Source organism: Mammaliicoccus sciuri, from assembly GCF_025561425.1.
In the GTDB taxonomy this organism is placed as follows: Bacteria; Bacillota; Bacilli; order Staphylococcales; family Staphylococcaceae; genus Mammaliicoccus; species Mammaliicoccus sciuri_A.
Genome location: NZ_CP094824.1, coordinates 876,071 through 893,391, shown reverse-complemented (window position 1 = coordinate 893,391; position 17,321 = coordinate 876,071). Strand labels below are relative to the sequence as shown.

Genomic DNA, 17,321 nt, shown 5'->3' with positions numbered 1-17,321 from the left:
CTAAACCCTCGCTTTATCGTTTAACTTGCCATTATCATTGATGCGTTCAACATCTGCACCTAATGCTTTAAGTTTACCATGAAAATCAACATAACCTCTATCTAAATGTTTAAGTTCTGTAACGTTTGTATATCCATCAGACACAAGTCCAGCAAGAATCAATGATGCACCCGCTCTTAAATCTGTAGCTTTTACATCTGCACCTTGTAATTTACTGTTACCTGTAATCATTGCACTTCTACCGTTAATGAAAATATCTGCATTCATACGTTTAAATTCTTCTACATGCATAAATCTGTTTTCAAATACTGTTTCAGTTACTTTACTAGTTCCATTAGCTGTTAATAATAAAGCCATTATTTGAGATTGCATATCTGTAGGGAATCCTGGATGTGGCATTGTTTTAACATCAATTGCTTTAATTTCACCAGGTACTTGAATATTTAATCCATCTTCGATATCAGTAATTTGAACACCAGCTTCTTCTAATTTAGAAATTAGGCTAGTCATATGTTTTCTAATTGCACCAATAACATTGACGTTCCCTCTAGTAATCGCTGCTGCAATCATAAAAGTACCAGCTTCAATTCTATCTGGAATAATAGCATGTTCTGCACCGTTTAATTGACTAACACCTGTGATTCTAATTGTGTCTGTGCCAGCACCGTGTACTTGTGCACCCATTTCATTTAGATAGTTAGCTAAATCTACAATTTCTGGTTCTCTTGCTACGTTTTGAATTTCAGTTTTTCCTTCTGCAAGTACTGCTGCCATCATAATATTTTGAGTAGCACCTACACTTGGGAAATCTAAATAAATTTTAGCCCCTTTTAAGCCATTAGGTGTTGTTGCTTCAATAAATCCGTTATGTAGTTCAATTTCTGCACCTAAAGCTTCGAATCCTTTTAAATGTTGTTCAATAGGTCTTGAACCTATTGCACAACCACCAGGTAAAGCGACTCTAGCATGACCTTCTCTTGCTAATAAAGGACCCATAACTAAAATACTCGCTCTCATCTTACTTACGTATTCATATGGTGCTTCGATTTTTAATGTATTTGATGCATCTATTTTTACAGTGTTTTGATCTGCATCATATTCTATATCTGCATTTAAATGCGTAAGTACTGTGTTAATTGTATCTACATCACTTAATTTAGGTACATTCGTTAATACACTTTGACCAACACTTGGTAAAAGTGTAGCTGTTAATATTGGTAATACTGCGTTTTTTGCCCCTTCGACTACAACTGTGCCATTAAGACTTGCTCCGCCTTTCACGACGATTTTATCCATATAATTATCCTCCAAAAAACTTCACTTTTATTTATTTTACAAATGTATATATTTATTTAATACACATTTTTCTTTATTCCTAAACATCACCAAAATATTATACTACTTTTTTGTTCTTTTTTCATATATTTATGTAATTTTTTCTTATTATTAGAATAGCAATCTTAATTGTAGCGAATATTGGAGTATATCTAAAATAAAACGACTTACAGCCGTACCTAATATGATAGATAAGATGATAATAAATGTTTGAGCTTGTGCAACGTGATTTTTCTTAAAAATTTGTTCTAATCGTACGCCTTGGAGTGCCCAAAATGCTAAGCATACACAAATGACATGTAGTAAAAGTCCGATAATACCTAATTGACCATAATATTCCATATTAACAACTCCTTCTAAAAATACAAGAGTCTGAGACATTACGTTATGTCCCAGACTCTTATATTTTATCTAAATTTAGCCACTTCAATTCGATTAATTGCACGATGAAGTGCACGTTCAGCACGTCTAAAGTCTACTTCATCACGATTCATTTTCAATCGTTCTTCAGCACGTTCTTTAGAATTAATCGCACGGTCTTTATCTATTTCATCGGCAGTTTCAGCCGCTTGAACTAGAACTGTAACTTTATTAGTTCTTACTTCAACAAATCCTTCGGAAACAGCTAAATACTCCGTACCACTTGCTTTGTTTACTTTAACGTATCCTGTTTTCAAAGCTGCAACAGTTGGAATATGTCCAGCCATTACACCCATTTCACCAGTTTCAGTATGTAAAACAACAAGTTCTACTTCTTTTGCTGAGTAAACAGATCCATTAGGAGTGACAACATCTAAGGTAAATGTATTCATTTTCCATTCCTCCTAATTATTATTAGACCTCTACACCCATGTTTTTAGCATTTTCAAGAACTGCTTCAATACCACCGACTAAACGGAAAGCATCTTCTGGGATATGGTCATATTGTCCTTCTAGAATAGCTTTGAAATCTTGTACAGTTTGACTAACTGGTACGTATGAACCTTTTTGACCAGTAAATTGTTCAGCTACATGGAAGTTTTGAGATAAGAAGAATTGAATACGACGAGCACGTTCAACTGTTTTCTTATCTTCATCAGATAATTCATCCATACCAAGTATGGCAATGATATCTTGTAGCTCTCTATATTTTTGTAACGTTTGTTGTACACGACGCGCAACATCATAGTGTTCATCTCCAACAATTTCTGGAGTTAAAGCACGTGATGTTGAAGCTAATGGGTCAACGGCTGGATAAATACCCATTTCCGTTAATTTACGTTCTAAGTTAGTAGTAGCATCTAAGTGAGCGAAAGCTGTTGCTGGCGCTGGGTCAGTATAGTCATCGGCAGGTACGAATACTGCTTGGATAGATGTAACTGATCCTTTATTTGTAGATGTAATACGTTCTTGTAATTGTCCCATTTCAGTAGCAAGTGTTGGTTGGTAACCAACGGCAGATGGCATACGGCCTAATAATGCTGATACCTCTGAACCTGCTTGTGTAAAACGGAAGATGTTATCGATGAACAATAACACGTCTTGTCCTTGCTCATCACGGAAGTATTCTGCCATTGTTAAACCAGAAAGTGCAACTCTTGCACGCGCACCAGGTGGCTCGTTCATTTGACCGAATACCATCGCTGTTTTCTTAATAACACCTGAATCGCTCATTTCATAGTATAAGTCATTTCCTTCACGTGTACGTTCACCTACACCTGCGAATACAGAAATACCACCATGTTCTTGCGCGATGTTATTGATTAATTCTTGAATAAGTACTGTTTTACCTACTCCGGCACCACCGAATAAACCGATTTTACCACCTTTGATATAAGGTGCTAATAAGTCTACTACTTTAATACCAGTTTCAAGAATTTCTACTTTTGTAGATAAATCTTCGAATTTAGGTGCTAAACGATGAATTGGATCGCGACGTACGCTTTCATCAATTTCTTCACCTAAATCAATTTTTTCTCCTAATACATTAAAAACACGACCTAATGTAGCATCACCAACTGGTACTGAAATAGGTCTTCCTGTATCAGTAACTTCTTGTCCACGTTTAACACCATCAGTTGATGCCATTGCTATAGAACGTACAACATCATCACCAAGGTGTAATGCAACTTCTAATGCTAAGTCAAAGCTTGATCCGTCTGGACGTTCAACTTTAAGAGTTAAAGCATTATTAAGTTCTGGCAATTCACCATGTGGGAAGCGTACATCAATAACTGGCCCTGTAATTTGCGTTACTCGGCCTAATCCCATGTAAATTCCTCCTAATCATTATTCGAGTGCAGCTGCTCCGCCTACAATCTCAGTAATTTGTTGAGTAATTGCAGCTTGTCGAGCTCTGTTATATTGTAATGATAATTCATCAATTAATTCTGTAGCGTTATCTGTTGCATTCTTCATAGCTGTCATTCTTGATGCATGCTCACTAGCTTTACCATCTAATAATGCACCATAAATTAAACTAATTGCGTATTGCGGTAAGATAACTTTTAAAATCGTTTCTTTATCTGGTTCAAATTCATAACCAGCCATCATACTAGAACCTTTTCCAGTATCTTCATCAGATAATGGTAAGATTTTTTTAGATTTCACTTGTTGTTCAAGCACACTCACGAAATGACTGTAGTAAATTGTTAACTCATCATAAAATTCTTCATTAAACAAGTCTACAGCTTTTTCAGTTAAAGCTTGTACATTTTTAAATGTTGGTTGGTCAGGTAAACCTACATACTCTTCAATGATGTTATAACCTCTAGCTTTGAAGAAGTCTCGGCCTACTCGTCCGACAACAATAATGCCGTATTCGTCACTATTGTTGTTATGTTTTTCTTTAATATCGTTAACGACATTTTTCAAAATGTTAGCACTATATGGTCCTGCAAGTCCTTTATCACAAGTAATAACTAAGTAACCAGAACGTTTTACAGGTCTTGTTTTAAGCATTGGATGATTAACATCTGTACTCTTAGACGCAATAGCTGTTACAGCATCTTGAATCTTATCCATATATGGTTGAAATGCTTTCGTGTTCTCTTCTGCTTTACGCAATTTAGAGTTTGAAACCATGTTCATTGCTTTTGTAATTTGACTAGTCTTTTGAGTAGAAGTGATTCTACCTTTGATTTCTCTTAGTGAAGCCACAATTTCACCACCTTTTATTTAAAGCTTAATATTACTCTACATGAGATTTATTAAATACTTTTTTGAATGCATCGATTGCTGAAACAAATTTATCATCAGATGGTAATTGTTTTGTTTCACGAATTTCTTTAAATAGATCGCTTGCATTTGCATCAATCCAATTTAAGAATTCATCTTCGAATCGTGTAATATCTTCAACTGGGATATCATCTAAATGACCTTTAGTTAAAGCGTATAAAATAACAACTTGACGATCTACAGTCAATGGTTTGTTTTGATCTTGTTTAAGTACTTCTACTGTACGTTTACCACGTTCTAATTTAGCTTTCGTAGCTTGGTCTAAATCCGAACCAAATTGAGCGAATGATTCTAACTCACGGTATGATGCTAAATCTAGACGTAATGTACCTGCTACTTTTTTCATCGCTTTAATTTGAGCTGAACCACCAACACGTGATACAGATAAACCAGCGTTGATCGCAGGTCTTACACCAGAGAAGAATAAATCTGATTGTAAGAATATTTGTCCGTCAGTAATTGAGATAACGTTTGTTGGAACGTATGCTGAGATGTCCCCTGCTTGAGTTTCAACAAATGGTAATGCAGTAATAGAACCGCCACCTAAGTCATCATTTAATTTAGCAGCACGTTCTAATAAACGACTGTGTAAGTAGAATACGTCACCTGGGTAAGCTTCACGACCTGGCGGACGACGAAGTAATAGTGATAACTCACGGTAAGCTGCTGCTTGTTTTGTTAAATCATCATAAACGATTAATACATGTTTACCGTTAAACATGAATTCTTCTGCCATACTTACACCAGCATAAGGTGCAATGTATAATAATGGCGCTGGTTGAGCTGCTGACGCAGATACAACGATTGTATAATCTAAAGCACCATGTCTACGTAAAGTTTCTACCGCTGTACGAACCGTAGATTCTTTTTGACCAATTGCAACGTAGATACAAATCATATCTTCGTCTTTTTGGTTAAGAATTGTATCAATCGCAACTGTTGTTTTACCAGTTTGACGGTCACCGATGATTAACTCACGTTGTCCACGTCCAATAGGTACTAATGCATCAATCGCTTTAATACCAGTTTGTAATGGTTCATCAACTGATTTACGATCCATAACACCTGTTGCAGGTGATTCTACAGGACGAGTCTTAGATGTATTGATTGGACCTTGTCCATCCAATGGTTGACCTAATGGATTTACAACACGACCAATTAATTCTTCCCCTACAGGTACTTCCATAATACGACCAGTTCTTTTAACTTCGTCGCCTTCTTTAATACCTTCTGCAGGTCCTAAAATTACGATACCTACATTATTTTCTTCTAAGTTTTGTGCTAAACCTAAAACGCCAGTATGGAACTCTAATAGTTCGCCAGCCATAACGTCATTTAAGCCATGAGCTAATGCAATACCATCGCCGACTTGGATAACTGTACCAACATCGGTAACTGACATTTCTGACTCATAGTTTTCAATTTGAGAGCGTAATAAAGCACTGATTTCTTCAGCTTTAATGGCCATCTATGTCACTCCTTAATATTATTTCATTTGTTGAAATGATTTTGCTAATTGATTTAAGTCATTCTGAATGGAACCATCGTATACTTTAGTACCTATGGAAACACGAATACCACCAATTAAAGAATCATTAACTTGATTTTCTAAAATAAGTTTTTTCAAACCTGTTCTTTTAATAAATGCTTTACCAATTTCGTCTAATTCTTCATTAGATAAAGGATACACAGATTCAACTTTCATTAAATCTTGGTTATGTACCTGATTGTATATTTTGCTAAAATCTTTATAAATTTCTGGAATTAGTGACAATTTACTGTTATTAGCAAGTAGGTATAATGTGTTTAACAAAGGTTTAGAAGCACCTTTAAATACATTGTCAACAAATTGTTGTCTGTCGTTTTTTGCTAATTTAGGATTGTTATCAATTGCTTTTAAATCACTAATTTGTTCTTTAACACTTTCTGCTACTTGAGTAAGTTCATCTAAGACGCTGTCTGTTAAGTCTTGCGCTTCAGCTACATCATATAAGGCTTGGGCATATTTCTGACTAATATTCGCCATTATTTATCCCCTGCCTCTTTAATGTATTTTTCAACAAGGTCTTTTTGATCTTGTTCAGAGATTTCTTTATTGATTACTTTAGAAGCAATTAATGCAGAAAGTTCTGATACTCTATTATTAATATCTGCAATAGCTCTTTGTTTCTCTTGTTGAATTTCTGCTTGAGCTGATTGTACTAAGCCATTTGCTTTAACATTTGCATCATTAATAATTTGCTCTTGTTGTACTTTAGCTTGATGTTTAGCATCATCAAGAATTGTTTGTACTTCTTCTTGAGTTTTTCTTAATAGATTTCTATTTTCTTCTTCTAATTTCTTAGCGTTTACTTTTGCTTCATGAGCATCATCAATATCTTTATTAATAGCGTTCTCACGCTCATCCATAATTGATTTTAATGGTCCCCAAGCAAACTTTTTTAATAAGGCAAGCAGGATAATAAATGTGATCAATGTAAATAAGACTGTTCCCCATTCGACACCGCCACCTGCTGCTCCTAAAACTAATACGTTTTGATCCACTGCCAACTACACTCCTTTCACTGCAATTAAAGATGAATAACATCTCATAAATGAATGGCGAAATCCTTTTTAGATAGACTCCGCCTGTTCTAAAAATATTTTAGCTTATCGATTCATTACCATGAATGCTACTACTACTGCAATGATAGGAAGGGCTTCAACTAAACCAACACCGATAAACATGATTGTCATTAATGGACCACGTGCTTCTGGTTGACGTGCAACACCTTCTACTGTTCTTGATACGATAAGACCGTTACCGACACCTGCTCCTAATGCTGCTAAACCAATCGCGATTGCTGCTGCTAATACACCTAAACTCATTATAATTTTCCTCCTAGAAATAAAAATATTAATTGTTTTTTCAAATTATATATTAATGATCGTCTGCCACTTTATGGGACATATAAACCATTGATAACATTACGAATATGTAAGCTTGAATTGAACCAATAAATATTGAGAATCCTTGCCATACTATCGCTGGTAAAACTGCTCCGAACGCGCCTAAAACGCCTCCAGCTGCTAATGTTGCTAATAAACCAAGTAATACTTCACCTGCGAATATATTACCGTATAAACGTAGACCAAGCGTTAATGTTGAAGCAAATTCTTCAACAATTTTGAATGGCACCATAAATGCTACTGGTTGTATAAATGATTTCAAGTACGCGCCAGTACCACGCATTTTAACACCATAGTAATGTGTTAAAAGAACCATCAATGTTGCTAACGTTAATGTAACTGTTGGATCTGCTGTAGGTGATTTCCACCATAATGTATGTCCTACAACAATTGAGAACGGTAATCCTAACATATTTGATACAAATATGAAGAATATAAGTGTAACCGCCAAGAAGTGAAATCTTCCTCCGTCTTTCCATGCCATATTGCTTTGGATAATACCTTTTACAAAGTCAAATACCCATTCAATAAAGTTCTGTTTACCAGTAGGTCTAATTTTTAGATTCCTAGTACAGACAACAGCTATGACAAAGACGATAACTGCAGAAACTAACAACATTAACATACTTGAAAGATTGAAAACTAAATCAAATCCTCCCAAATTGATGGACCACATAGGTGATTCGTGTTCCATATCTTCACCTCTTTTCACAATTTTAATTATTTAATCGAGACTTTTCAGTGATTTAAACATAATTAATACATATGCTATCATCAAACCAAATAAAATCCCGATAATATCAACGATTAGTGGATATTTAAGCCAAAAACAGCAAGCAACGATTGTCACAAGATATCTGACCCAGTTTCCTGTTGATAATTGTAATGATTCAGCATTTTTAGCTCGATTGAGGTAAACTTCCCATGAAAACAAGTTAACAGCTGATGCTATTGTTCCAATAATAAGTCCTAAAACGAACTCATGTTTCAAGAAGAAGTACACTACAACTAGAATAATAATAAAGAAAATAAAATACTGTAAATAAGACTTAAAAAAGCCCTTTATATCAAATATTCAGCTGAAACTCCTTAGATAAGTGGCATATCTTTGAAAACCGTTTCATCACACAATTTTCATGATAATATAGTGGACTTATAGTGTCAATGCTATGACAAAAATAGAAAACAAATTTTCGTCATTTTTTCGTCACAGAATTGACACAAACCACCACTTTAATTATTTTGTTCTAAATGGTTCCGGTGCTTCTTTCAAGATATCAAAATAATATTTAATATTTACACATATTCTCTTAGAAGCGAGACCATCCCCATAAGGGTTTTGAGCGATACTCATTTTTTCATATAATGATTGATCATTTAATAACGCTTTAGTTTCGTTATAGATGTTCTCTTCTTCTACACCTACAAGTTTCAAAGTTCCAGCTTCAACGCCTTCAGGTCTCTCAGTCGTATCTCTTAAGACAAGTACTGGTTTACCTAATGAAGGTGCTTCCTCTTGAACACCACCTGAATCAGTTAAGATCAAGTGAGAATTAGCTGCAAAGTTATGGAAATCTATAACTTCTAAAGGTTCGATCAATTCTATACGATCATGATCACTCAATATTTGGTTAGCAATTTCTCTAACCTTAGGATTTTTGTGCATTGGATAAACGACAACAACATCTTCATGCTCTTCAACAATTTGTCTCACAGCTTTAAAAATGTTCTCCATCGGTTTACCAATGTTTTCACGTCTATGCGCAGTTAATAGCACGATGCGTTTACCTTCGTGACGTTTAATAATTTCACTTTCATAATCGTCAGTTACAGTAGTTGATAACGCATCTATAGCTGTATTACCTGTCACAACAATAGATTCGTCTTTTTTATTTTCCTGAAGTAAATTATGTTTAGACTGATCAGTTGGTGAGAAGTGTAAATCAGCAAGGACCCCCGTCATTTGTCGATTCATTTCTTCTGGGAATGGAGAATATTTATTCCAAGTTCTTAACCCTGCTTCTACATGGCCAATTGCAACTTCATTGTAGAATGCTGCTAAACTGCCTGCAAAAGTAGTCGTTGTATCTCCATGTACCAATATCATATCTGGCTTAGCTTCTTGAATAACACTTTCAAGTCCACCTAATACTCTTGATGTTACTTCTGAAAGTGTTTGCCCTTGTTTCATAATATTTAAATCATAATCTGGTGTAATATCAAATGTTTCTAGAACTGAATCTAGCATTTCTCTATGTTGCGCTGTTACAACAACAATTGGTTGTAACTCCGGTTCATTTTTTAATTCTAAAACTAAAGGTGCCATTTTAATAGCTTCAGGTCGCGTACCAAATATCGTCATAATTTTCTTCATTGTAATAAAATCCTCCTATTATCTATTTAGTGCCAAATAATCGATCACCTGCATCACCTAAACCAGGTGTAATGTATGCATGGTCATCTAATTTTTCGTCTAATGCAGCAATATAAATATCTACGTCTTCATGTGCTTCTTGTAATGCTTTAACCCCTTCAGGTGCAGCAATTAAGCCCATAAAACGTATTTTATTTGCTCCACGATTCTTTAATGATTGAATCGCTTCGATTGCTGATGCACCAGTAGCAAGCATAGGATCTACTACAATAATTTCTCTTTCTTCAATATCTTGTGGTAATTTCACAAAATATTCTACCGCTTCTAAAGTTTCTGGATCACGATATAACCCTACATGTCCTACTCTAGCAGCTGGAACGAGTTTCATAATACCATCTGTCATTCCAAGGCCAGCACGTAAAATAGGAATAAGTGCTAATTTCTTACCAGATAATCTTTGAGCGTTCATTTTAGTTACGGGTGTTTCGATTTCAACATCTTGTGTTTCAAAATCTCTCGTAACTTCATACGCCATAAGCATACCGACTTCATCGACAAGCTCTCTAAACTCTTTAGTGCCAGTTTTACGATCACGAATATAACTCAACTTATGCTGAATTAATGGATGATCAAAAACGTGTACTTTACCCATAAGTCTAGCCTCCAATAAATATTTATTTGTTGTAAAGTGGAAACTTAGAAGTTAGTGATAATACGCGTTCATGTGCTTCTTTTAATGTTTGTTCATCTTCTGGATTTTTAAGCACAAGTGCTATTATTCTACCTACTTCTTCAACTGCTTCCTCATCAAATCCGCGAGATGTAACTGCTGGTGTACCTAAACGAATACCACTTGTTACGAAAGGTTTTTCTTGATCAAATGGAATTGTATTCTTGTTACATGTAATACCAACTTCATCTAAAGCATTCTCAGCTAATTTACCAGTAATGCCAAGAGAACCTTTAACATCTACACAGATAAGATGATTATCAGTACCGCCTGATACAATTCTTAAACCTTCGTCTTCTAGAGTTGCTGCTAATTTTTGAGCATTCTTAATTACTTGTTTTTGATATTCCTTAAATTCTGGTTGTAATGCTTCACCAAATGAAACTGCCTTACCAGCGATAACATGCATTAATGGACCACCTTGAATACCAGGGAAGATTGTTTTATCAATTTCTTTAGCATATTCTTCTTTACAGAAAATCATACCGCCTCTTGGTCCTCTTAATGTTTTGTGCGTTGTCGTTGTTACAAAGTCAGCATAATCAACAGGGTTTTGATGTAAACCTGCTGCAACTAAACCAGCGATATGAGCCATATCAACCATTAATTTAGCGCCAACTTCATCTGCTATTTCTTTGAATTTCTTAAAATCAATTTGTCTTGGATAAGCTGAAGCACCTGCTACGATTAATTTAGGCTGCGCTTCTTTTGCAACTCTCAAGATTTCTTCATAGTCAATTTGTTCATTTTCTTCAGAAACACCATACTCTACAAAGTTGTATAACTTACCACTGAAGTTAACTTTTGCTCCATGAGTTAAATGTCCACCATGACTTAAGTTCATTCCAAGTACAGTATCACCAGGTTCTAAAGCCACAAAATATACAGCCATATTTGCTTGTGATCCTGAATGAGGTTGTACATTTACGTGTTCTCCACCGAAAAGTTGTTTAGCTCTATCGCGTGCTAAATCTTCAACGATATCAACGTATTCACAGCCACCATAATAACGACGACCTGGGTAACCTTCTGCATATTTGTTAGTTAATACAGAACCTTGTGCTTCCATTACTGTTTCAGAAACAAAGTTCTCTGATGCTATAAGTTCGATATTATTATTTTGTCTATCAAACTCTTTTTCCATTGCTTTGAAAAGTTCTTCGTCTTGCTTTTTAATTAATGACATGTACAATCCCTCACTTTTAAGAATTTAATACTTTGCTCTTTCGCCGCCTATTAATTTAGGACGACTCTTAGCTATTGTAACAATAGCTTCTCCAATGCGCTTAGTTTCAATTGATACAGGTACTGCGACGTGCTTTAAATGCATACCAATTAGTGTTTGACCAATATCAATACCTTTATCGCATTGAATGTGTTCAACAACTATTGGGTCTTTCATGTGTTGATATGCATAAGTTGACAAACTACCTCCAGCATTTGCTTGTGGTACAACAGAAACTTCAGTCATTGTATAAGGATCAAATATTTCTCGCTCGATTGTTATAGCTCGGTTAATATGTTCGCAACCTTGAAACGCAAAGTGAACACCTGTCTCTTTATGTATAAAATCAAGACTTTCATATATAACCTTAGCAACATCAATCGAACCATCTGAACCTATCTTTGAACCTTTAACTTCTGAAGTTGAACACCCAATGATGCATAGTTCTTGATTGTTAAAAAAATCAATAGACTTTAGTTCATTCAACAATTGTTTTAAATCTTCTTTCATGAACAACCGCCTTCAATCTTGTCTATACGTCTTTGGTGCCTACCGCCTTCGAACTCACTTGTCAACCAAGTCTTGACGATGAGAAGTGCTAAACCTTCACCTATAACACGTTGGCCCATTGCTAATACATTAGAATCGTTATGTTGTCTCGTCACTTCAGCAGTAAAAACATCATGCACTAGTGCACAACGAATCCCCTTTACTTTATTTGAAGCGATAGACATACCAATTCCAGTTCCACAAATCAAAATTCCTTTATCAAACGTTCCATCTGCAACACTTTCAGATACTGGTCTTGCATAATCTGGATAATCTACCGACTCACCTTTATGTGTACCAAAATCTTTATATTCAATGTTCATTTCATCAAGTAATTGTTTGATTGCTTCTTTGTATTCATAGCCACCATGGTCTGCTGCAATAGCTACTTTCATCTTCCCACCTCCCAATTTGTTTATACTATAATATTATAACTTATTTTTTATGTCTGTTATAGCAATTCTGCAAATTATTTGAATTCTTAATTACTTTGTAATAAATCTTCAATCAGTGCTCTCAATTCTTCGTAAGTATTTTGATAAATGATTTGTGACTGTCCAAAGGGATCTGAAACATCTCCTTTTTCGCCTCTTACGTATTGTTTTATTGAATGAATGTTGTGATGTGTAAATTGTGATTCTAGAATCATTTTATGAGATTCAGTCATAGTTAAGATAATATCAGCATCTAAATCTTGTTCAGAAAATTGTTTAGCAGTATCAGGTATTGGCAAATCATTTTTAAAGATGATTTCCATTGATTGCGGAGATATTGGTGTCCCATCAAAAGCTGAAATGCCTCTAGATTGAATATTATATTCAGGTTTAATATCTTTGGCTATCGCTTCAGCCAATGGACTTCTACAAGTGTTGCCTGTACATACAAAAACTATTTTCACAATTCATCTTCTCCTTTAATATTGTGACCACTTGCTTTATCAATTCTATTCATTAATGCGATTGTATCGTCATTTCTTTCGTAGCCACTTATATAAATTTCATCAATGTTTGTCAGTTGATCTGCTATGCGCAAAGCATCATACAAATCGTGATGTGCACCTTTTATATCTGAAATATCTCTACCAAGCGGTATAAAAGTCATTTGTTCTGAGATTAATGGCTCAATACTTTTAGGACCTATTACTGCTATCTTTTTAGAAGAATTATCTGGCAAACTCATTTGTTTTGTAATACCACCTTCAATTAATGTTACAGGTTGCGCAGGTGCATAATGTTTATATTTCATACCTGGTGCAATTGGTTTTTCCAAATCTAACTTTTCGTTAATAACACTGTTTGGCAGAACTTTATTAATCATCTCTATTGTTATAGAACCAGGTCGCGCAATTTTAAATGGATAACTTGTACAATCTATTACAGTACTTTCTATACCTTCATCAATATCTTCTGCTTGAATGATGCCATATATTCTTCCATCCAAGTCATGTTTAACATGTTCAAATTTAGTTGGTGAAGGACGTCCACTAATGTTTGCACTTGGTGCCGCAATAGGTAAATTCGTTAATTGTAGAACTGCTCTACCGACATGATGACTTGGCATGCGTACAGCAACAGATTGTAATCCACCCGTAACATGATCACTTAAAAATCCTGACTTGTAAGGAACAATAAACGAAATTGGTCCTGGCCAAAAAGCATCCATTAAAATTTCAGTTTCTTGAGATATATTTTGGGTGAACTCATTTAATTGAGATTTATCATGTATATGTACGATAAGTGGATTATCAGACGGTCTACCTTTTGCTACATATATTTCTTTAACCGCTTCTTCATCTTTTGCATTAGCGCCTAATCCATATACCGTTTCAGTTGGTAAAGCAATCAGTTTATTTTGATGATATCCTGCAATAATCTCATCGATTTGTGGATAACTTTGTAAGTTATGAACATACTTGCGCACATCCCAAACATTTGTTTCCAATGCAATTCTTCCCTTCTTTAAAGCATTTATAGTATTAAAACAAAAGTTATCCACACAACGTGGATAACTCCCGTTAAATGTGCATAACTTCTATTGATTATTCCAATTAAATTGTATCATACGATTGTTTTGATTTATATCTTGAATGATTTTTACATGTTCAACATTCAAATGGGTTTCAATAAAGTCTTTTAATAGTTCACCTTGCAAATGACCAATTTCAAAAATGACGAGTCCATTATCCGACATAACGTGTTCTAAATTTAGAATAATATCTTTATAGATCGCTAAGCCATCATCTTCTGCAAATAAAGCCAAATGTGGTTCATACTTTAAGACAGTATCAGACATTTCTTTTTGTTCTTCATACGAAATGTACGGTGGATTGGAGACGAGTACATCCACTTTAATATTTTCTTTGATCAGTGGTTCTAAAGATTTACCTTTTAGAAATTCTATCGGTGCTTCAAGTGTTGATGCATTTGTTTGAGCGATTAATAATGCTTCTCCACTAATATCAGTTGCGATAACAGATAAATCAGGTCGCTCTTTTTTCAGTGTAATTGCGATAGCTCCTGTACCCGTTCCTATATCACATACGACTACTTGCTCGTTCTTAATCATTTGTAATGTTTGATAGACAAGTTCTTCTGTTTCAGGTCTAGGTATTAATACATGTTGGTTCACTTTGAACTTTCTACCATAAAATTCTGCAAAACCTGCGATATACTGTACAGGCTCACCTTCATACATACGTTCTCTACTATTTAAGTAAGCATTCAAAATATTATCAGGTACATTTTGATTTAAATTCATGGCAATTTGCGTTCTAGACATGCCTGAAATATCCTCTAATAACCAATCAGCACGAGAAGTTTCAAACCCTCGTGCTGATAATCCATCATAAGTTTCATTTAGTAACTGTTGAAAATTATAATTGGCCATTATTTAATTCTTCCAATTTTTCCGTTTGTTCATGCAACGTTAATGCATCGATAATTTCGTCAACTTTACCTTCCATAATTTGATCTAACTTTTGTAAAGTTAATCCAATACGATGGTCAGTTACTCTGTTTTGAGGATAGTTATACGTTCTAATTCTTTCTGAACGATCTCCTGTACCAACAGCTGACTTTCTTTTTTCAGCGTATTTAGCATTTTCTTCTTGAACCATCATATCGTAAACTCTGGCTTTCAATACTTTAAATGCTTTTTCACGGTTCTTAATTTGAGATTTTTCAGATGATGTTGCAACAATACCAGTTGGTAAATGCGTGATACGTACAGCTGAGTCTGTCGTATTGACGTGCTGACCACCAGAACCACTAGAACGGTAAGTTTCGATTTTTAAATCTTCAGTTCTAATATCAATTTCAACATCTTCAGCTTCAGGTAATGCTGCAACTGTTGCTGTAGAAGTATGAATACGTCCGCCTGATTCAGTTTCTGGTACACGTTGTACACGGTGTGCACCATTTTCATATTTAAGTTTACTGAAAGCACCGTTTCCTTGAATAGAAAAGCTGACTTCTTTATAGCCACCATGGTCACTAATATTCTCTTCAACGACGTCAATTTTGTAGCCATGTGCTTCAGCAAATCTTGAATACATTCTGAATAAGTCACCTGCGAAAATAGCCGCTTCATCTCCACCCGCTGCGCCACGAATTTCCATAATAACGTTCTTATCATCGTTAGGGTCTTTAGGAATAAGTAGGAATTTTAATTCAGATTCTAATTCAGGTACTCGTTTAGTAAGACTGTTAATTTCTTCTTTCAACATATCTTGTTCTTCTTTATCTGTTGTTTCGTTTAACATTAATTTCGCATCTTCAATGTCACCTTTAACAGATTTATAAGTTTTATATACATCAACTGTCTTTTGTAAGTCGGATTGTTCTTTTGAATATTTTCTTAGCTTGTCTGTATCCGAAACGACATCCGGATCACTAAGTAATTCATTTAATTGTTCATATCTATTTTCAACAATTTCTAATTGATCAAACATTTATATCACTCCTTATTTCAGTTCTAATTATATGATGATCTCTACATCTTGGTTCATAACTTTCGTCTGCACCAACTAATATAATCGGGTCATCAATATGTGCTGGTTCACCATTTATAAGTCTTTGTGTTCGACTTGATGGAGATCCACATACTGCACATACCGCTTGTAATTTTGTAACAATTTCCGCAACTGCCATCATTTCAGGCATTGGTTCAAATGGCACACTTTTAAAGTCCATATCTAATCCAGCTACAACAACACGATAGCCTTCTTCTGCTAACTTTTGTGCTACGCTTACGATTTCATTATCAAAAAATTGGACTTCATCTATTCCAATAATATCGATGCCTTGTAAATCATATTTTAATATTTGACTAGAATGTTCTATGCTGATTGCATCAAGTTGATTTCCATTATGAGATACTACAGCTTCTTCACTATATCGATTATCAATAGATGGCTTAAATACTTTTACATTTTGTTTCGCATATAAACCTCTTCTCAGACGTCTTATAAGCTCTTCAGACTTACCACTAAACATACTTCCGCAAATACATTCTATCCATCCGGAATGGTAATTTTCGTACATATTACTTATCCACCTTTTTCAACATAATCGCTTAATTATATCATATTATTTTTACTTATTTATTAATTTTCACAAAAAAAGCACCCTTTATAAAAGGATGCTTGATTCGCTTCATAATTAGTTGTTTGATTTGAAACCAAATTTTTTGTTGAAGCGTTCCACACGACCATCCGCAGATGCGAATTTTTGACGTCCTGTATAGAATGGATGTGAATCTGAAGAGATATCTAAACGGATAACTGGGTATTCGTTTCCATCTTCCCATTCCATAGTTTCATTTGAAGTACGTGTTGAACCACTTAAGAATTTGAAGTCTGTAGTTGTATCTAAAAAGATAACTTTATTATACTCTGGATGAATTCCTTGTTTCATTTTTTTCAGCTCCTTTGCCCTGAACCATCT

At 34.8% G+C, this 17,321-nt stretch carries 22 protein-coding genes; all 22 read right to left on the bottom strand.

From position 1 onward, the window contains the following. The 22 genes from murA to MUA60_RS04415 all read right to left on the bottom strand — a co-directional run bounded on the left by murA (position 1) and on the right by MUA60_RS04415 (position 17,291). Positions 1-1,296, bottom strand: a complete 1,296-nt coding sequence (murA, locus tag MUA60_RS04520) for a UDP-N-acetylglucosamine 1-carboxyvinyltransferase (protein WP_262649953.1) — start codon at positions 1,294-1,296, stop codon at positions 1-3. Between the two features lie 150 nt (positions 1,297-1,446). Continuing rightward, positions 1,447-1,677: a DUF1146 family protein gene (locus MUA60_RS04515; protein WP_025904486.1), complete on the bottom strand. Its 231-nt coding sequence runs from the start codon at positions 1,675-1,677 to the stop codon at positions 1,447-1,449. A 65-nt stretch (positions 1,678-1,742) separates the two neighbouring features. Then, on the bottom strand, positions 1,743-2,147 hold the full coding sequence (locus MUA60_RS04510) for a F0F1 ATP synthase subunit epsilon (RefSeq protein ID WP_025904485.1): 405 nt from the start codon (positions 2,145-2,147) through the stop codon (positions 1,743-1,745). 22 nt (positions 2,148-2,169) lie between these two features. Continuing rightward, the gene (atpD, locus tag MUA60_RS04505; RefSeq protein ID WP_025904484.1) at positions 2,170-3,585 is read right to left on the bottom strand and encodes a F0F1 ATP synthase subunit beta; all 1,416 of its coding nucleotides are present in this window, start codon (positions 3,583-3,585) and stop codon (positions 2,170-2,172) included. Positions 3,586-3,603: 18 nt separating this feature from the next. Beyond that, positions 3,604-4,473, bottom strand: coding sequence for an ATP synthase F1 subunit gamma (gene atpG, locus MUA60_RS04500; protein ID WP_262649952.1), 870 nt, complete (start codon positions 4,471-4,473; stop codon positions 3,604-3,606). Positions 4,474-4,504: 31 nt separating this feature from the next. Then, the gene (gene atpA, locus MUA60_RS04495) at positions 4,505-6,019 is read right to left on the bottom strand and encodes a F0F1 ATP synthase subunit alpha (protein WP_025904482.1); all 1,515 of its coding nucleotides are present in this window, start codon (positions 6,017-6,019) and stop codon (positions 4,505-4,507) included. Between the two features lie 18 nt (positions 6,020-6,037). Beyond that, complete coding sequence (locus MUA60_RS04490) at positions 6,038-6,577, bottom strand: F0F1 ATP synthase subunit delta (RefSeq protein WP_262649951.1); 540 nt, start codon at positions 6,575-6,577, stop codon at positions 6,038-6,040. Beyond that, the gene (locus tag MUA60_RS04485) at positions 6,577-7,101 is read right to left on the bottom strand and encodes a F0F1 ATP synthase subunit B (protein WP_262649950.1); all 525 of its coding nucleotides are present in this window, start codon (positions 7,099-7,101) and stop codon (positions 6,577-6,579) included. Before MUA60_RS04485 ends, MUA60_RS04490 begins: the two co-directional genes overlap by 1 nt. A 99-nt stretch (positions 7,102-7,200) precedes the next feature. Beyond that, complete coding sequence (gene atpE / locus MUA60_RS04480) at positions 7,201-7,419, bottom strand: F0F1 ATP synthase subunit C (protein ID WP_262649949.1); 219 nt, start codon at positions 7,417-7,419, stop codon at positions 7,201-7,203. Positions 7,420-7,471: 52 nt separating this feature from the next. Beyond that, positions 7,472-8,194, bottom strand: coding sequence for a F0F1 ATP synthase subunit A (gene atpB / locus MUA60_RS04475; RefSeq protein ID WP_262649947.1), 723 nt, complete (start codon positions 8,192-8,194; stop codon positions 7,472-7,474). A 30-nt stretch (positions 8,195-8,224) separates the two neighbouring features. Continuing rightward, positions 8,225-8,491 (bottom strand): ATP synthase subunit I, encoded by a 267-nt coding sequence (locus tag MUA60_RS04470; RefSeq protein WP_262649945.1) that lies wholly within the window; start codon positions 8,489-8,491, stop codon positions 8,225-8,227. Positions 8,492-8,737: 246 nt separating this feature from the next. Continuing rightward, the gene (gene wecB, locus MUA60_RS04465) at positions 8,738-9,874 is read right to left on the bottom strand and encodes a non-hydrolyzing UDP-N-acetylglucosamine 2-epimerase (protein ID WP_262649944.1); all 1,137 of its coding nucleotides are present in this window, start codon (positions 9,872-9,874) and stop codon (positions 8,738-8,740) included. 22 nt (positions 9,875-9,896) lie between these two features. Continuing rightward, positions 9,897-10,526 (bottom strand): uracil phosphoribosyltransferase, encoded by a 630-nt coding sequence (upp, locus tag MUA60_RS04460; protein ID WP_025904476.1) that lies wholly within the window; start codon positions 10,524-10,526, stop codon positions 9,897-9,899. A 22-nt stretch (positions 10,527-10,548) separates the two neighbouring features. Further along, complete coding sequence (locus MUA60_RS04455) at positions 10,549-11,790, bottom strand: serine hydroxymethyltransferase (RefSeq protein ID WP_025904475.1); 1,242 nt, start codon at positions 11,788-11,790, stop codon at positions 10,549-10,551. 24 nt (positions 11,791-11,814) lie between these two features. Further along, a complete protein-coding gene (locus tag MUA60_RS04450) occupies positions 11,815-12,339 on the bottom strand; it encodes a TIGR01440 family protein (RefSeq protein WP_048540920.1) in 525 nt (174 codons plus the stop codon). After that, complete coding sequence (rpiB, locus tag MUA60_RS04445; RefSeq protein ID WP_025904473.1) at positions 12,336-12,773, bottom strand: ribose 5-phosphate isomerase B; 438 nt, start codon at positions 12,771-12,773, stop codon at positions 12,336-12,338. The genes MUA60_RS04450 and rpiB overlap by 4 nt, the downstream gene beginning before the upstream one ends. Positions 12,774-12,859: 86 nt before the next feature. Further along, positions 12,860-13,276, bottom strand: coding sequence for a low molecular weight protein arginine phosphatase (locus MUA60_RS04440; RefSeq protein WP_025904472.1), 417 nt, complete (start codon positions 13,274-13,276; stop codon positions 12,860-12,862). Then, the gene (locus MUA60_RS04435; RefSeq protein WP_262649942.1) at positions 13,273-14,319 is read right to left on the bottom strand and encodes an L-threonylcarbamoyladenylate synthase; all 1,047 of its coding nucleotides are present in this window, start codon (positions 14,317-14,319) and stop codon (positions 13,273-13,275) included. Before MUA60_RS04435 ends, MUA60_RS04440 begins: the two co-directional genes overlap by 4 nt. 90 nt (positions 14,320-14,409) lie before the next feature. After that, a complete protein-coding gene (prmC, locus tag MUA60_RS04430; RefSeq protein WP_262649940.1) occupies positions 14,410-15,264 on the bottom strand; it encodes a peptide chain release factor N(5)-glutamine methyltransferase in 855 nt (284 codons plus the stop codon). After that, positions 15,251-16,327, bottom strand: coding sequence for a peptide chain release factor 1 (prfA, locus tag MUA60_RS04425; RefSeq protein ID WP_262649939.1), 1,077 nt, complete (start codon positions 16,325-16,327; stop codon positions 15,251-15,253). The genes prmC and prfA overlap by 14 nt, the downstream gene beginning before the upstream one ends. Beyond that, on the bottom strand, positions 16,320-16,919 hold the full coding sequence (locus MUA60_RS04420) for a thymidine kinase (protein ID WP_262649938.1): 600 nt from the start codon (positions 16,917-16,919) through the stop codon (positions 16,320-16,322). The genes prfA and MUA60_RS04420 overlap by 8 nt, the downstream gene beginning before the upstream one ends. 117 nt (positions 16,920-17,036) lie before the next feature. Continuing rightward, the gene (locus MUA60_RS04415; RefSeq protein WP_025904467.1) at positions 17,037-17,291 is read right to left on the bottom strand and encodes a type B 50S ribosomal protein L31; all 255 of its coding nucleotides are present in this window, start codon (positions 17,289-17,291) and stop codon (positions 17,037-17,039) included. Positions 17,292-17,321 lie beyond the last annotated feature (30 nt).

What these genes read in the sequence shown, in the direction of transcription:
- MUA60_RS04420 (WP_262649938.1), bottom strand. Translation starts at nt 16,919, where the DNA reads ATGTACGAAAATTACCATTCCGGATGGATAGAATGTATTTGCGGAAGT.
- atpB (WP_262649947.1), bottom strand. Translation starts at nt 8,194, where the DNA reads ATGGAACACGAATCACCTATGTGGTCCATCAATTTGGGAGGATTTGAT.
- rpiB (WP_025904473.1), bottom strand. Translation starts at nt 12,773, where the DNA reads ATGAAAGTAGCTATTGCAGCAGACCATGGTGGCTATGAATACAAAGAA.
- murA (WP_262649953.1), bottom strand. Translation starts at nt 1,296, where the DNA reads ATGGATAAAATCGTCGTGAAAGGCGGAGCAAGTCTTAATGGCACAGTT.
- wecB (WP_262649944.1), bottom strand. Translation starts at nt 9,874, where the DNA reads ATGAAGAAAATTATGACGATATTTGGTACGCGACCTGAAGCTATTAAA.
- MUA60_RS04450 (WP_048540920.1), bottom strand. Translation starts at nt 12,339, where the DNA reads ATGAAAGAAGATTTAAAACAATTGTTGAATGAACTAAAGTCTATTGAT.
- upp (WP_025904476.1), bottom strand. Translation starts at nt 10,526, where the DNA reads ATGGGTAAAGTACACGTTTTTGATCATCCATTAATTCAGCATAAGTTG.
- atpE (WP_262649949.1), bottom strand. Translation starts at nt 7,419, where the DNA reads ATGAGTTTAGGTGTATTAGCAGCAGCAATCGCGATTGGTTTAGCAGCA.
- atpD (WP_025904484.1), bottom strand. Translation starts at nt 3,585, where the DNA reads ATGGGATTAGGCCGAGTAACGCAAATTACAGGGCCAGTTATTGATGTA.
- MUA60_RS04510 (WP_025904485.1), bottom strand. Translation starts at nt 2,147, where the DNA reads ATGAATACATTTACCTTAGATGTTGTCACTCCTAATGGATCTGTTTAC.
- MUA60_RS04415 (WP_025904467.1), bottom strand. Translation starts at nt 17,291, where the DNA reads ATGAAACAAGGAATTCATCCAGAGTATAATAAAGTTATCTTTTTAGAT.
- prfA (WP_262649939.1), bottom strand. Translation starts at nt 16,327, where the DNA reads ATGTTTGATCAATTAGAAATTGTTGAAAATAGATATGAACAATTAAAT.
- MUA60_RS04515 (WP_025904486.1), bottom strand. Translation starts at nt 1,677, where the DNA reads ATGGAATATTATGGTCAATTAGGTATTATCGGACTTTTACTACATGTC.
- MUA60_RS04490 (WP_262649951.1), bottom strand. Translation starts at nt 6,577, where the DNA reads ATGGCGAATATTAGTCAGAAATATGCCCAAGCCTTATATGATGTAGCT.
- atpA (WP_025904482.1), bottom strand. Translation starts at nt 6,019, where the DNA reads ATGGCCATTAAAGCTGAAGAAATCAGTGCTTTATTACGCTCTCAAATT.
- MUA60_RS04455 (WP_025904475.1), bottom strand. Translation starts at nt 11,790, where the DNA reads ATGTCATTAATTAAAAAGCAAGACGAAGAACTTTTCAAAGCAATGGAA.
- prmC (WP_262649940.1), bottom strand. Translation starts at nt 15,264, where the DNA reads ATGGCCAATTATAATTTTCAACAGTTACTAAATGAAACTTATGATGGA.